We start from the raw sequence: 14,911 nt of genomic DNA on the forward strand, positions 1-14,911 counted from the left end.
CGCGACCGCGGTCGCGACGGCGGGGACCGCCGGTGGATCCTGGATGGTGGTCATGCGACGACCTCCTCGTCGTTCGCGGGTGCTTGCTGTCGGGGTGGCGGACTGGAGGCGCGGGGCGGGGTCGACCCGCGCCTCCAGTCCGTCAGTCGGTCGCGTCGGTCACTGCGTGCCGAGCTGGCCGGCGATCGAGGACATCGTGTCCTTGCCGGACGTCTGTCCGTTGACCGCCTGGAGCGCGTACTGCGTGAAGAGCTGGCCCAGCTGGTCGCTCTGCTTGTTGCCCGGGAGCGGCGAGGACTTGGCGAGGGCCGCCTTGAGCGCGGTCTCGGCCCCGTCGATGCCGGCGCTGGAGTACCACGCGTCCTGCGCCGCGGTCCGGGCCGGGAAGGCACGCCCCTGCTCGGCGAGGGACGTCAGGACCTTCTCGCTCGTCATCGTCTGGACGGCCTTGAACGCCTGCTCCGGGTACTTGCACTGCTTCGAGACACCGAAGCCGGAACCGGCGGCGAAGGTCGACGGGCCCGAGGTCCCGGCCGGCAGCGTCGTGACGCCGAGGTCGAACTTCACCTTGGCCTTCTGGCTGATCAGCGACCACGGACCGTCCGTGTACATCGCGACCTTGCCGGCGGCGAAGTCGTTGCCGGGGGTCGACGCGTCGGACGACGCCTGGGTCGCGTAGCCCTTCTTCACCAGGCTCGCGAGCCAGTCCAGGCCGTCCGCGAACTTCGTGTCGGTGGCGTCGATCTTGCCGGCCTTCGTGATCACCCGGCCGCCGTTGTAGCCGTAGATCATCGACTCGAGGTTGAGGTCGCCCACGGTCGATCCGAACTCGGTGATGCCCTTCGCCTTGAGCGCCTCGCCGGCCTGCTCGAAGTCGTCGGTGGTCCACCCGGGCTCGGGGTCTGCCACGCCGGCCTGCTTGAAGAGGTCCTTGTTGTAGAACATCAGGATGGGCCCGGTGTCGTACGGCAGACCGTAGAGCTTGCCGTCGACCTTCATGCCGTCGAGTGCCGTGCTGTCGTACGCCGACAGGTCGAGGCCGTCTTTCTTCGCGAGGTCGTCGAGCGACAGGAGCGATGACGTGTAGTTCGCCGCGCGGAGCGACTGCATGCTCACGATGCACTGGGCGCTGCCGGCGCTGAGCTGCGTGCTGAGCTTCGTGAAGTAGTTCTCGAACGGGGCGCCCTGGATCGTCAGGGTGATGCCGTCCTCGCTCTTCACGGTGTCGGCGACCTTCTGCCAGGCAGCCTTGTCCTCCTTCCCGGCGATCCACATGGACCAGGTCATGGCGTCCTTGGACTGGCTGCCGCCGGCACTGCTGCCGGAGGAACAACCAGCGAGGACGAGCGCGGTGGCGGCGGCTGCCGCCAGCCCCGCGACGATTCGGCGTCGGTGCATCGGAGTCTCCACTTCGTCGTGGTGATCAGGGTGAGGGTCGGTACGGGAGGGACGTGGTGCGGGTCAGGGGCGTCGGGCGTCGCGATCGGGGTGCGTCAGGCGACGCGGACGGGGTCGGGGTGCGTCAGGCGACGCGGACGGGGTCGGTGTGCGTCATGCGACGCGGACGGGGTCGGTGTGCGTCAGGCGACGCGGACGGCGTCCGGGACGCTCGCGTCGACGGCGGCCCAGACCGGGCCGTCGGGGAACGCGTGGTCGTCGAGCGTGGCGGCGTGCATCTCGGTGCCCGCGCCGGGAGCGGTGGGCGGCCAGTAGCGGCCGTCGTGCACGTCGACCGGTGTCACGAAGTGCTCGTGCAGGTGGTCGACGAACTCGATGCAGCGGGTGTCGAGGTCGCCGGTGAGCGCGACGGCGTCGAACATCGAGAGGTGCTGCACCGCCTCGCACAGGCCGACCCCGCCGGCGTGCGGGCAGACGCGGACGCCGTACTTGGCGGCGAGGAGCAGGATCGCGAGGTTCTCGTTCACGCCGGCCACCCGTGTGGCGTCGATCTGGAGCACCGACATCGCGTCCGCCTGGATGAGCTGCTTCGCGATCACCCGGTTCGCCATGTGCTCCCCCGTCGCCACCGGGATCGGTGCGATGCGGCGGGCGATCTCGGCGTGTCCGAGGACGTCGTCGGGGCTCGTGGGTTCCTCGACCCACGCGATGTCGAACGGGCGGAGCCGCTCGATCCACGTGACCGCCTCGTCGACGTCCCAGCGCTGGTTGGCGTCGATCGCGATCCGGATGTCCGAACCGACCGTGGCGCGGGCGATCCCGAGCCGTCGGACGTCCTCGTCGATGTCCCCGCCGACCTTGAGCTTGATCTGGGTGAAGCCCTCGTCGACGGCCTCGCGGCAGAGGCGAGCGAGCTTCTCGTCGTCGTAGCCGAGCCAGCCGGGGGTGGTGGTGTACGCGGGGTAGCCCTCGTGCTCGAGGCGGCGTCGGCGCTCGGCACGGAGCGGCACGGCGGCCTCGAACAGCTCCCGTGCGTCGGCCGGGGTGATGGCGTCGGAGAGGTACCGGAAGTCCACCAGGTCGACGAGCTCGTCCGGGCTGAGATCGGCGAGCAGCGCCCAGAGCGGCTTCCCGGCACGCTTCGCCCGGAGGTCCCAGAGGGCGTTCACCACGGCGCCGATCGCCATGTGCATCACGCCCTTCTCGGGCCCGAGCCACCGGAGCTGCGAGTCGTGGACGAGCGTGCGCCACGTCCCGCCCATGTCCGCGAGGACCGACTCGGCGTCCGCGCCGACGACGTGCTCGCGGAGGGCGGCGATCGCCGCTTCCTGCACCTCGTTGCCGCGGCCGATCGTGAAGACGAAGGCGGTGCCGACGTGGCCGTCCAGGGCGTCGGTCGCGATCTCGACATAGGCGGCGGAGTAGTCGGGCGCCGGGTTCATGGCGTCGGATCCGTCGTGGTCCCGGGAGGTCGGGAACCGGACGTCGCGGACGCGCAGACCGGTGATGCGGCTCATCGTGTCTCCTACCCGTTCGGTCTCCGTCGACCGAACGGACTCATCGAAACATCCGATGTCTCTGCTGTCAAGGTTCAATTTCTGGATGTTTCAGCCACGATGCGCGGTGAGTGATCGGATGACAGCACGCGACGGCAGGCAGACAGACAGGAGGCGCGGTGCGGGTCGGACCCGCACCGTCCCTCCGGGCGCGGCCGCCACGCCGCTGGCGCGTCGCGCCGGAACCGGCCGGTGGGGCCCACCTCCTGGACGTGGTCGCGCTGCTCAGATGGCGGCGAGCCGCCCCATCTCCGCGACCACGCCGCGGAGCCGGTCCGCCAGCTCGTCGCGGGACGCGACCGAGAACCGGTGCGCGACCTCGATGACGGCGGCCATGACGAGCGTGACGGCGGTCCGTGCCGCCTCGGCGTCGGTGCGTTCGGCGGCGACCTCGACGATCGCCGACCGGGCCTCGGCCATCCACTGCAGCATCGTCGGGACCATCTCGGGCCGCGCCTGCACGAGCGACTTCATCCGGCGGCGGTCCTCGGGCAGGGTCACGGTCTGCGCGACGAGGTCGCAGAGGTCGGACACGAGCGTGCCCGCACCGGCGAGGAAAGTCGCGCGGGCAGGGCCCGGGACGGTGGTCGCGGGGAGGCCGAGGGCGGCGTTGCCCTTGGAGGGGAAGTAGTTGAAGAACGTGCGGGGCGAGACGCCGGCGGCGGCGCAGATCTCCTCGACCGTGACGCCGGCGAGCCCGCGATCAGTGACGAGCTCGAGCGCGGACCGGTGGATGGCGGCCCGGGTCTGCTGCTTCTTGCGCTCCCGCAGGCCGCTGTCGCCGGGGGCGGGGGCTTCGGTGGTGGTCACGTGGTGGCTCCTCGGACGGACGACGGGGCCTCCCGCGGTGGCGGGAGGCCCCGTGCGGCCTAGCGGTCCGACGCGCCCCGCTGGACGGGGATCGAACCGGTGACGGGAGCGGTCGGCGAGCCCATGGTGTCGGCGGCCTTGACCGCCTGGACCTCGAGGTCGTCAGCGGTGCCCTCGTTGTCCGCCTGCTCCTGCAGGGCCGAGCTCTTGCGGAGCGGCGGCGCCTTGAAGAACCAGCTCAGGACGAAGGCGAGCAGGATGACCGCGAAGCCGACCCAGTAGACCGTGACGGCCGACGAGTTGAACCCGGTCATGAAGGGCCTGGTGAGCGCGGCGTCCGCACCGTTCAGGTAGGACGTGTCGCTCGTCTCGCTGCTCGACGAGCCCTTGTCGCTCGTGCCCTTGTCGATCTGCTTCGACAGTGCCGGAGCGAGGTCGTCCACCCAGTACGTGCGCTGGGCCGAGTCAGACCAGTCGACGACGAGCTTGCCGTCCTGCACGGACGCGTGGGCCTTGTCGGCGGCGGCGGTGAGTGCCTGCTGCTGCACGGCCTCGGGAGCGCCGGCCGTGGCCTGGGTCACCTGCGCGGTGGCCTGGTCGAGCCCGGACTGGACCTGCTGCTTGATCGGGGTGACGATCGGGTTCCAGATCTGGTCCATGACGCCCTGGTTCGCCTTGGCACTGGCGACCGTCGGGTTGAGCGCCGCGTCGAGTGCACCGGTCAGGTTCTTCTGGTCGGCCGTCGCGTGCAGGATGTTCGCCGGCATGATCGAGAACAGGACGCTCAGGAGCACCGCGGTGCCGAGCGTCCCACCGATCTGGCGGAAGAACGTCGCCGAGCTGGTCGCCACACCCATGTCACGCGGCTGCACGGAGTTCTGCGAGGCGAGGGTGATGCTCTGCATGAGCTGGCCGAGGCCGAGGCCGATGAGGAACATGCCGATCATCAGGAACCAGAGCGGCTTGTCGATGGTCATGAACGTCAGGACGACGTAGCCGAGCGAGACGAGCGCGGTGCCGATCACCGGGAAGATCCGGTACTTGCCGGTGCGGGCGACGATCTGGCCGGAGGCGATCGAGGCGATCATGAGCCCACCGATCATCGGCAGGGTCGCGAAGCCGGACTCGGTCGGGGTGAGCCCCGTGACGATCTGCAGGTACAGCGGGATGGTCAGCATGGCGCCGAACATCGCGAAGCCCACGAGGAAGCCGAGGATCGTGGCCATCGAGAAGACGCCGGAGCGGAAGAGCTTCAGCGGGATGATCGCGTCGTCCTTCATGAGCGTCTCGATGACGAGGAAGGCGACCAGGCCGAGGGCACCGATGACGTAGCAGGCGATCGCGGCGGCCGAGCCCCAGCCCCAGGTGCGGCCCTGTTCGGCCACGAGCAGGAGCGGGACGAGGGTCACGATGACCGAGGTCGCGCCCCACCAGTCGATGCGCGGCTTCGCCTTGGCGTCGCCGAACTTCGGCAGGTGCAGGAACGCGATGACCATGAGGAGCGCCGCGATGCCGATCGGGACGTTGATCAGGAAGACCCAGCGCCAGCCGGTGACGCCGAGGATGGTCGACGCGCCGGAGAAGAGCCCGCCGATGAGCGGACCGATCACCGAGGAGATGCCGAAGACGGCCAGGAAGTACCCCTGGTACTTCGCGCGCTCGCGGGGAGCGAGGATGTCGCCCATGATCGCGAGGGGCAGGGACATCAGCGCACCGGCACCGATGCCCTGGAAGGCACGGAACGCGGCGAGCATGATCATCGACGTCGACATGGTCGAGAGCAGCGAGCCGATGATGAAGACCGCGATGCCGAAGATGTAGAGGGGACGACGGCCGAAGACGTCGGAGAGCTTGCCGTAGATCGGCGTGGTGATCGTCGACGCGATCAGGTAGGCCGTGGTGACCCAGGCCTGCTGGTCGAGACCGTGCAGGTCGTCGCCGATGGTGCGGATGGCCGTGCCGACGATCGTCTGGTCCAGCGACGAGAGGAACATGCCGGCCATGAGGCCGTAGATGACGAGGAGGATCTGGCGGTGCGACATGATCGGCTTCCCCGGCTGGCCGGCCGGGGAGCTCTGTCGTCCGCGCGACACCTCGACGGGTGCGGTGGCAGTAGACATGGGGGTCCTTCAGGGGTGCGTGTGGTGGTCGTGGTCGCGAGGGACGCCGGGGCGTCGTGGCGGGCCGATGACGGCGGGTCAACCTTGCAGACTCTGCAACTTTACACCATGAGCACCTTTGCTGCATACGCAATCTTTCCCATTGTGCATGTTTGTGAACGCCTCCTCAGGTACCGTGGGCCGCATGGGGCGGACGACGTGGACCGATGTGCCGGCAGTCCTGCGGGAGCGCATCGAGACAGTGCTCGGGGGTGCGGTGGCGCGGGCCGAGTCACAGGCGGGCGGGTACTCCCCCGGTGGCGCCGACCGGGTGGTCACCGCGGACGGTCGACGAGCGTTCGTGAAGACGCTCTCGCGGTCGCGGAACCCGGACGGCTTCGGGATGCACGAGCGTGAGGCCGAGGTCATGGGCCACCTGCCCGGTTCGGTGCAGGCGCCTCGGCTGGTCGACACCGTGCGCGAGACCGTCGACGGGGACGACTGGATCGCCCTCGTCATCGACGACGTGGACGGACACCACCCCGGCGCGGCGGGCGACGGGTTCGACGTCACCGCCGTGCTCGACGCACTCGACACGCTGCCGACCGCCACCGGGACGCTCGCACAGCTCCCGCGCGTCGCGGACGACCTCGTCGAGGACTTCGGCGCCTGGGACCGGATGGCCGCCGCAGGCTTCCCCGACGTCGTCCCGGCGCACGTGGTCGCCGCTGCCCCCGCGATGGCGCGGGCGGCACGCGACGCCGCGGCGGCCGTCGACGGAGGATCCCTGGCGCACGTCGACTGCCGCGCCGACAACCTGCTCGTCGACGCGGACGGTGTCGTCTGGGTCATCGACTGGCCCTGGGCCGCCGTCGGCGCGCACTGGCTCGACCCGCTCACCTACCTGCTCGACGTGCTGGTGCGCGGCGAGGACACCGACGTCGAGCACCACCTCGCCACCCACCGGGTGTTCGCCGGGGTGCCGGCGTCGAGCGTGGACGCGGTCCTCGCCGGGCTCGCAGGGACGTTCTTCGAGAAGGCGTCCCGCCCGGCGATCCCGCACATGCCGACGCTCCGGGACTTCCAACGACGCGAGGGGCTGGCGGCCGCCGAGTGGCTGCTGCGACGGTGGGGAGGACTGCCGCCGGGGGAAGCGCCCACGTACCCCGCTGTCCAGGAAGCGTGATCCGGTCGAGCGTACCGTCCCGCACATGACTGACGAGCACGAAGGCCAGCGTCCGGAAGACGACGCTGCGCGGCTCGGACTCGTCGTCGTCGGCGAGGCAGCAGCACTGCACTCGGGCGACGAGGCGGCCCTGGACGCGAGCGAACAGAACATCCGCGACACCATCGACGAGATGATCGACGAACCGTTGACCGAACGGCAGGAGCAGGTGGTCGAACGACTGGCGTCGGCCGGGGGCACGCTCACCGCGGGCCTCAGCGGTGCCCTCGCCGCGCAGACCGGCCGGAGCGTCGACGACGTCCTCGAGGGAGCCGCCCGCAGCGTCGTCTGGCAGCAGCGTCTGGCGGACCAGCGCCGGGACGGACACGACGGCTTCGGTGAGCGCGAGGACGCCGGCGGGCAGCAGCGCGACCGCCGCGACGACGACGGGCGCGACGAGGACTGACCCCCGCCGCGCCCGCACCGGACGACGGTTCGGCTACTCGGCCGCCGCGGACTCCTGCTCACGCACGACGGCGCGGGCTGCGGCCTGCCCCGTCGTGGTGCTCTTGACGATGTCGCTCAGCGTGAAGCCGGCCGTCGTCCCGAGCAGGGCGTCGACTTCGCTGAACTGACTGACCACGCTCTTCGAGAGCGCTCCGGCGCCGTCGGAGGACACGACGGTCAGCTTGTCGATGTTGCCCATCGGGGCCGCGAGCTCGCGGGCGATGCTCGGCAGCGTCTCGATCGCCTTCACCCGGAGGACGGCCTCGGAGTGCTGGGCGAGTGCGTCCGCCTGCGCCTTCGTGGCGTCGGCCTCGGCCTGGCCCTTGGCGCGGATCGCGTCGGCGGCGGCTTCACCCTCGGCGCGGGAGGCGTCGGCCGCGAGCTTGCGCGCCTCGGACTCGGCCTGGGCCTCGGCGGCGATCGCCTCGGCCGAGATGCGTCGGGCCTCTGCCTGGGCACGTGCGGTCTCGACCTGGGCAGCGGCGGCCGCCTCGGCCTCGACGCGGGTCTTGCGCGCCTGCGCCTCGGCCACCGCGGAGACCTCGGACTCGAGCTCGGCACGGCGGAGTTCGGCACGCTTCTGCGCGGTCAGCTGCTCCTGCTCGACGACGCCCTGCGCCGCGCGGGCCTGGGCGAGCGGGCCAGCGGCGGCGGCTTCGGCGGAGGCACGGTCGGCGTCGAGCTGCAGCGCGGCCCGACGGATCGCGAGGGTGTTCTCCGCCTCGGCGATGGCCTGGTCGGCCGTGGCACGGGCTTCACGCGCTTCGCGGTCGGCCTGGGCCTCGGCGTTCTCGGCCTCGAGCCGGACCCGCGCGCGCTCGGCACGTCCGAGGTCGCTGATGTAGTCGTTGCGGTCCGAGATGCCCTTGATCTCGAACGAGTCGACGTCGAGTCCCTGGCTGTGCAGGGCGTCCTTCGCGACGTCGAGCACGGCGACGGTGAGCTGGTCGCGGTTGCGGATGATGGTCGACACGTCGGTCGCACCGATCGAGGCACGGAGGGAACCGGACAGGACCTCGCGCGCGAAGTCGTCGATCTTCTTCTCCTGGCCGAGGAACCGCTGCGCGGCGGCCCGGATCGACGCGTCGGCCTCGCCCACCTTGACGAGCGCCACGGCCTCGACGTCGATGGTCACGCCGCGGGAGTCCTGCGCGTTCACGTTGATGTCGATCGCGCGCGAGCTCAGCGAGATCTTGGCGACGCGCTCGAAGAACGGCCGGACCAGGACACCGGCGCCGAGGACGACCTTGATCCCGGACTCGACCGTCTCGGTGCCGTCGGGGTTCTTCACCTTGCGGGAGCGCTTGCCGGTGATGATGAGCGCTTCGTCGGCGCCGGCGTTGCGGTAGACGAGCTTCGCGTAGATCAGCACGATGACCGCCAGGACGACGACCCCCACGACGATCAGCGGGACGGCTCCGAGCGCGAACAGGACTTCCATGACTCCCCCTCGTGGAACAGGCCGCAGCCTGGATTCCGCATCTGTTGTTCCGTTGGCTCCCATCGTAGGAGAACGCACGGACAGACAGGAGGCGCGGTGCGGGACGGACCCGCACCGCGCCTCCTGGACGGGGTCGCGTCAGCGCCTACGCGCCCGCACGCCACCAGTCGTCGAAGGGCGTCGCCGGGACCTGGCGCTTGTGCTCCGTCGCCCGGTAGCGCGACTCGATCGCCTCGGCGACCTCGATCGGCACGTCGTGGCCCTGCAGGTACGCGTCGATCTCGGCGTACGACAGCCCGAGGTTCGCCTCGTCCGTCTGGCCGGGCGTCTCGTCGAGCAGGTCGGCGGTGGGGGCCTTCTCGTACAGGCGGGCCGGGGCGCCGAGGTGCTCGAGCAGCTGCCGGCCCTGGCTCTTCGACAGCCCGGTGAGCGGGGTGAGGTCGACACCGCCGTCGCCGTACTTCGTGAAGAAGCCGGTCACGGCCTCGGCCGCGTGGTCGGTCCCGACGACGAGGAGCCCCCGCTGCCCGGCGACGGCGTACTGCGCGACCATCCGCATCCGGGCCTTGACGTTGCCCTTCACGAAGTCGCTCAGCTCCAGCCCCGAGGCCGCGGTGTCCTGCACGACCCCGTCGACACCGTGCTCGATGTTCACGGTGATGCCCGGGTCGGCCGCGATGAACCGCAGCGCGAGCTGGGCGTCGTCTTCGTCGGCCTGCACGCGGTACGGCATGCGGACGGTGGTGAACTCGGCCGGGTGCCCCTCGGCGCGGAGCGACTCGACGGCGAGCTGGGTCAGGCGCCCGGCGAGCGTCGAGTCCTGGCCGCCGCTGATCGCGAGCAGGTAGCCCTTGGCGCCGGTGGTGAGCAGGTAGTCCCGGAGGAACCCGACGCGACGGGCGATCTCCTGCTCCGGGTCGATGGTCGGCTGGACGTTGAGGTCCGCTGCGATGGCGGCTTGGAGTTCACGCACCACCCCAGTATCCCGCTGCATCCGCCGCGTGCACAGGGTTCAGTGGACGCGATCCGCGCCGACCGGACGGATGGTGTTGTCGTGGTCGGCCCCGATCGCGCAGGTGCAGACGACGCCGATGGTCTCCTGCGCCCGGGTGAGGACGAAGCGTTCGACGTGCGGGGGCCCGACGTGGCGGTCGAGCGGGTGGGTGTCGTGGTCGTGCACGGTGGTCCTCACGTCGCGGTCGGAAGCGGTCGGAAGCGGTGGAAGCGGTGGATCGAGTCGGCCGGCAGGGAGGGGCCGGCCGGCGGACGAGGGGTGCCGGTGCGGTGGTGGCCCGAACCACCACCGCACCGGCGGGACCGCGGCGACCCGAACGCGCCGCGGTCCCGGAAGACGGGCGCCGGTACCCGCCGGCGCCCGTCCGGGTCAGGCTCGACGCATGCGCCGCGCGACGAGCGTGCCGCCGCCGGCCGCGAGGAGCAGCCCGGCGAGGAGCAGCAGCGGCAGGAGCTCGGCACCGGTGTAGGCGAGGCTCCCGGCACCCGTGCCGTTGCCGACCGCACCGGCACCGGCACCGCCCGCGCCGCCTGCGCCGCCGGGGCCGCCTGCGCCTCCGGGGGTCCCCGGCGTACCGGGGGTACCCGGCGTACCCGGGTCGGTCGGGTCGACCGGTGCTGCTGCGACCGCGAAGGTCACCGCGGCGGGGTCGCTCACGAGGGTGCCGATCGTCTCGACCGCCTCGGCCTCGTGGTCACCGACGGCGACCCCGGGGAACGTGACCGTCCACGTGCCGTCTTCGCCCGCGACGGTCGACTGCGTGCCCTCGTCGTCACCGTCGAGCGTGACGTCGACGTCGGCGCCCGGCTCCGCGGTGCCCGTGACCGGCACCGAGGTGGTGTCGTCGTCCGCGGGGACCGTGTAGTCCGTCCCGTCCTCGGGCGAGGTGATGGCGATGCCCGCGAACGGGTCCGCCTGCACGGTCGCCGTCGCGAGGTCGACGGTCGCCAGGTCCGCCGCCGGAAGGAGCTGCACGCGGACGGCCCGGACCGTGGTGGCCCCGGTGTCGTCGGCGGTCGGCTCGGTGAACGCCGGGGCGGTCTGCGAGTTGATCGTGACGGAGACGAGCTGGTTCACGACGTCGAGCAGCGGGTCGAGCGCCGTGACGGTCGACGTGATGGTGGTGAGCAGGGTCTGCACGGTGTCCGCCACGAAGTCCCCGCCGAGCACGTCACCGAGGATGCCGGTCAGCGCCGGGACGATGGTCGAGCCGAGCAGCGGCTGCAGCAGCGGGTCGAGCGTGCCGAGCACCGGGTCGAGGATCCCGTCGCCGGTGACCGTGAGCGTGGCGCCGTCACCGGTGCCGAGCAGGTCCCCGACGGTGGTGTCGACCGTGAGGGTCAGCCCCGCCACGTCGGCTCCGAGCAGGTCGACGCCGGTGTCCACGACGAGCTGCACGTCGGCGACGTCCAGGGCGTTCGTGAGCGTCGTGGTGAGGAGTGCCGGCAGCTGCTCGGTCAGGATGTCCGAGATCGCGCCGGTGATCTGCGCGTTGATCGTCGCGTCGTCGAGCAGCGTGGTGTTCGCCGGCAGGTCGTTCAGCGTGTAGAGCTGCGCGAGGTCGATCGTGACCACGCCCGAGGACAGGTCGATCGTGACCGGGCCGTCGGTGAGCGGCTGCTGCGTCACGGTGGCGAGCGCACCCTGCAGGTCCACGTCGGCGGTGAGCTGGGCGGTGGTGTCGTCGAGGGTCAGGACCCCGAGCCCGAGGGTGTTCACGGCGTCGGTCACCGGGTCGAGCAGCGCCGCGGTGAGGTCGGTGGTGAGACCGTCCTCGCCGATCGCCGCGTTCACGGTGTCGTCGGTGGTGCCGAGCGTCGTGTCCAGCGACGTCACGAGCTGCTGGACGGCGGGGCTGACGAGCCGGACCTGCGCGCCGGCGACCTGGTAGTCGGTGGTGACGTCCGGAGCGCCGAACGTGCGCGTCGCCTCGGCCCGGGCGGACAGGGCGCCGAGCCCGACCGAGAGCTCGCTCACGACGCCGTCGACGTCGAGGTCGCCGAGCAGCGGGGTGAGGTTCACGGTGGCGCCGGTGCCGGGGGTGCCCGGACCGACCTGGATCGCGCCGTCCGCGCCGACGGCTCCGGCGGCCGCGACCGCCGAGGTGGTGTCCGTGCTCGCGACCTGGCCGGCGACGCCGACGTTCACGAGACCGTTCTGGCCGAGCAGCTGGATGCCCCCGGGGACGTTGATCCCGATGCTGTTCAGCACCGAGAGGTCGAGCGGGTCGGACTGCCCGGCGGTCGCCCCGCCGGGAGCGGTCGCGCCGAAGGACCCGGCGAGCGCCGCGACGCTGTCGAGGTCGACGGAGCCACTGCCGGAGAGCAGACGGCCCTCGGCCTGGGTCGCGTCGGTCGCAGCGGCGTGTGCGGGGAGGGCTGCTCCCCCGATGATCACGGCCGCGACGGTGGCCGTGGCGCCCGCGCGGAGCGCGAAGCGTGTTGCAGTGCGTGGCATGGTGCCTCTTCCTCCAGGCGGAGGTCGTCCGCCTGCTGATCCATCCCCCGCTGGTGGGGCGGGAGATCCGACGGGCGCGCTGGTGGGGCGGCCCGGAGTCACGTGTGCGCGTCGTGCTGCGCGCGGGCGCGGCTATCCGGGGTGATCACCCCCGGCGAGGCGGGGAGCGGTGCAGGCAGCGTCCACGGACGGGCGCATCGATCGTGCGCGCATCGTTCGTCCTCGTGCCATGTCCTGATCCCCCCGGGTGGGCTCGGCGGCGTCGTCGAGCTGAGGATGAGCGGTTGGTGAGACCGCGTTTCCTGTGCAATCTACAAGGGGGGTCCCCCGTCGTGGCGATACCCCCGTTCGGGGCACGCCGTGAGCGGATCAGTTCGAGTGTTGACAGTTAGAGGTCGAACGGTTAGCGTTCTGATCATGACGCAGCAGGCACCCCGGTTCGACACGCCCCTCCAGCAGATGCGCTGGATCGGGTGGGCGCAGCGCAAGGCGGCCGAGGAATGGGTCCGCGAACGCGACCTCACCCAGGAGCAGAGCTTCGTGCTCGGGTACCTGCAGCACACGCCCGGCGCGATCCAGCGCGACATCGCCGACATCACCCGGACGAGTGCGGCCAGCGTCTCGAGTCTCCTGCAGGGACTCGAGCGCCGCGGGCTCGTCGAACGCCGGGCGGACGCCGAGAACGCCCGGACGAAACGGGTCTTCGCCACCGACGAGGGGATCGCCCTCATCGCCGGCTTCGAGGACGCCATGATCGCCCTCGACGACGTCCTGCTCGCGCCGCTCGACGCCCACGAGCGCGCCACCCTGCAGGAGCTCCTGCACAAGGTGACCGCGGAACTGCCGGAACCCACCCGGTGACCTGACCCGCGCCTCCAGGCCCGTCCAGGAGGCGCGACCCACCCCCACGCGTCGGCACCCGCCGATCGCGTCATCAGTCATGCCCTGCGGCGCCGACCGACGGTCGGCGCGCGCTCCGCCCTGCCCAGAAGGAGGCAGCCATGAGCACCACAGCACCCGACACCGCCGCGGCGAAGAACCGCTGGTACCTGTCCGCCGCACCGATCGGCCGCGCGCTCGTCCACCTGTGCGTCCCGATGGCCGCCGCGATGGTCGTCAGCGCCGTCTACAACGTCATCAACGCCGGCTTCATCGGATCGCAGCACGACACCTCGCTGCTCGCCGCGATCACGTTCGGCACCCCGCTCCTCGGCATCATCATGGCCGTCGGCGGCGTGTTCGGCGTCGGTGGCAGTGCCCTCATGTCGCGCATGCTCGGGGCCTCGGAACACGATCCCGCCAAGGCCGAGGACATCAAGCGCGTCGCCTCCTTCGCCCTCTGGGGAGCCGTCGTCACCGGTGTGGTCCTCGCCGTGCTCGGCCTGGTGTTCCTGCACCCGCTCGTCGCCGTGCTCGGAGCAGACGCCGCCGCGGTGCCCGCCACGAGCGCGTACGTCTCGGTCATGCTCGCGTTCGTGCCGGTGCTCGCCGCGTCGTTCGCCCTGGAGCAGATCGTCCGGTCCGAGGGGGCGGCACGGCAGGCCATGGTCGGGCTCGTCCTGTCGACCGTCGGCAACCTCGTGTTCGACGTGCTCTTCATCCTCGTGCTGCACTGGGGCGTCGCCGGTGCCGCACTCGCCGTCGGCCTCGGCAACGTCGTGGCGATCGGCTACTGGATCGTCTGGCTCCAGCGGAACAGCGCGAACGTGAGCTTCGCACCGAAGTGGTTCACGCTGCGGGCGGACATCCTCGGGCCGGTGTTCGGCATCGGCTCGAGCGAACTGCTGCAGTCCGGGTTCCTCATCGTGACGACCCTCGTGCTGAACAACCTCGCGGCCGCCTACGGAGACGACCCGCTCGCGGCGATGGGCGTCGCCGTCCGCATCGCCCAGGTCCCGGAGTTCCTCGTGATGGGCGTGACCATCGGCGTGCTGCCGCTGCTCGCCTACGCCTTCGGCAAGGGCGACGCGGTTCGGCTCCGAGCGGCACTCCGCGGTGCCGCGTTCACCGTCGGGACGATCGTCCTGCTGTTCTCCGGCACGGTGTTCGTCTTCCGCGAGCAGGTCTTCACGGTCTTCTCCGGCGACCACTCGGTGCTCGCGATCGGCCTGACCATCCTCACGGCGCAGCTCGTCGCCACGATCGTGAACGGGTTCACCGGGCTGCTGACCTCGCTGTTCCAGGCCACCGGGATGGTGCTGCCGGCCATGGTGTTGTCGATGGCGCAGGGCGTGCTGTTCATCCCGATCGTGATCGTCGGGAACCTGTGGTTCGGGCTCGCCGGGATCATCTGGGCACTGACCGTGACCGAGGTGCTCGTGTTCGTCGCGGCGCTGGTGCTCTGGCTCGCGTCGCGCGGCCGGATCGCCCGCGGCCTCGCCGAGGGCTCGCCGGAGCGGGCGGACGCCGCGCTCGAGGAGGCGGCGGCGGTCTGACGGGACGCCACGACGGACGGGAGGCGCG

General features: G+C 71.2%; 12 protein-coding genes. 4 read left to right on the forward strand and 8 right to left on the reverse strand.

Annotated elements, in window-relative coordinates; translation table 11 throughout:
• Positions 1-159 precede the first annotated feature (159 nt).
• From BIV03_RS11765 to BIV03_RS11780, 4 genes are all read right to left on the reverse strand, one after another.
• Positions 160-1,398, reverse strand: coding sequence for a sugar ABC transporter substrate-binding protein (locus tag BIV03_RS11765; RefSeq protein ID WP_254790869.1), 1,239 nt, complete (start codon positions 1,396-1,398; stop codon positions 160-162).
• Positions 1,399-1,580: 182 nt separating this feature from the next.
• The gene (locus BIV03_RS11770; protein WP_071295842.1) at positions 1,581-2,915 is read right to left on the reverse strand and encodes an enolase C-terminal domain-like protein; all 1,335 of its coding nucleotides are present in this window, start codon (positions 2,913-2,915) and stop codon (positions 1,581-1,583) included.
• 264 nt (positions 2,916-3,179) lie between these two features.
• A complete protein-coding gene (locus BIV03_RS11775; RefSeq protein WP_071295843.1) occupies positions 3,180-3,764 on the reverse strand; it encodes a TetR/AcrR family transcriptional regulator in 585 nt (194 codons plus the stop codon).
• Between the two features lie 59 nt (positions 3,765-3,823).
• Entirely contained in the window at positions 3,824-5,806 is a 1,983-nt protein-coding gene (locus BIV03_RS11780; protein WP_083403391.1) for an MDR family MFS transporter, read from the reverse strand.
• Positions 5,807-6,068: 262 nt separating this feature from the next.
• Here BIV03_RS11780 and BIV03_RS11785 point away from each other — a divergent pair, with 262 nt between their 5' ends.
• Positions 6,069-7,049 carry a phosphotransferase gene (locus BIV03_RS11785; protein WP_083403389.1) on the forward strand — a complete coding sequence of 327 codons (981 nt, stop codon included), beginning with the start codon at positions 6,069-6,071 and terminating at the stop codon, positions 7,047-7,049.
• Positions 7,050-7,074: 25 nt separating this feature from the next.
• On the forward strand, positions 7,075-7,494 hold the full coding sequence (locus BIV03_RS11790) for a hypothetical protein (protein WP_071295846.1): 420 nt from the start codon (positions 7,075-7,077) through the stop codon (positions 7,492-7,494).
• Positions 7,495-7,527: 33 nt separating this feature from the next.
• Here the strand turns inward: BIV03_RS11790 and BIV03_RS11795 are convergent, their stop codons facing one another.
• The 4 genes from BIV03_RS11795 to BIV03_RS11805 form a co-directional block, all read right to left on the reverse strand.
• Positions 7,528-8,976: a flotillin family protein gene (locus BIV03_RS11795; protein ID WP_070417837.1), complete on the reverse strand. Its 1,449-nt coding sequence runs from the start codon at positions 8,974-8,976 to the stop codon at positions 7,528-7,530.
• A gap of 145 nt (positions 8,977-9,121) precedes the next feature.
• Positions 9,122-9,949, reverse strand: a complete 828-nt coding sequence (gene nadE / locus BIV03_RS11800; RefSeq protein WP_083403392.1) for an ammonia-dependent NAD(+) synthetase — start codon at positions 9,947-9,949, stop codon at positions 9,122-9,124.
• A gap of 39 nt (positions 9,950-9,988) precedes the next feature.
• Positions 9,989-10,168 carry a hypothetical protein gene (locus tag BIV03_RS19175; RefSeq protein WP_070417835.1) on the reverse strand — a complete coding sequence of 60 codons (180 nt, stop codon included), beginning with the start codon at positions 10,166-10,168 and terminating at the stop codon, positions 9,989-9,991.
• A gap of 192 nt (positions 10,169-10,360) precedes the next feature.
• Positions 10,361-12,448: a choice-of-anchor G family protein gene (locus BIV03_RS11805; RefSeq protein ID WP_071295848.1), complete on the reverse strand. Its 2,088-nt coding sequence runs from the start codon at positions 12,446-12,448 to the stop codon at positions 10,361-10,363.
• 417 nt (positions 12,449-12,865) lie between these two features.
• On the opposite strand from BIV03_RS11805, the gene BIV03_RS11810 reads away from it, so the two are divergent.
• Positions 12,866-13,309, forward strand: coding sequence for a MarR family winged helix-turn-helix transcriptional regulator (locus tag BIV03_RS11810; protein WP_070417833.1), 444 nt, complete (start codon positions 12,866-12,868; stop codon positions 13,307-13,309).
• Positions 13,310-13,449: 140 nt separating this feature from the next.
• Complete coding sequence (locus BIV03_RS11815) at positions 13,450-14,883, forward strand: MATE family efflux transporter (protein WP_071295849.1); 1,434 nt, start codon at positions 13,450-13,452, stop codon at positions 14,881-14,883.
• The last annotated feature ends 28 nt before the right edge of the window (positions 14,884-14,911 follow it).

Origin of the sequence: Curtobacterium sp. MCBA15_016 (assembly GCF_001865105.1) — a bacterium.
Classification (GTDB): domain Bacteria; phylum Actinomycetota; class Actinomycetes; order Actinomycetales; family Microbacteriaceae; genus Curtobacterium.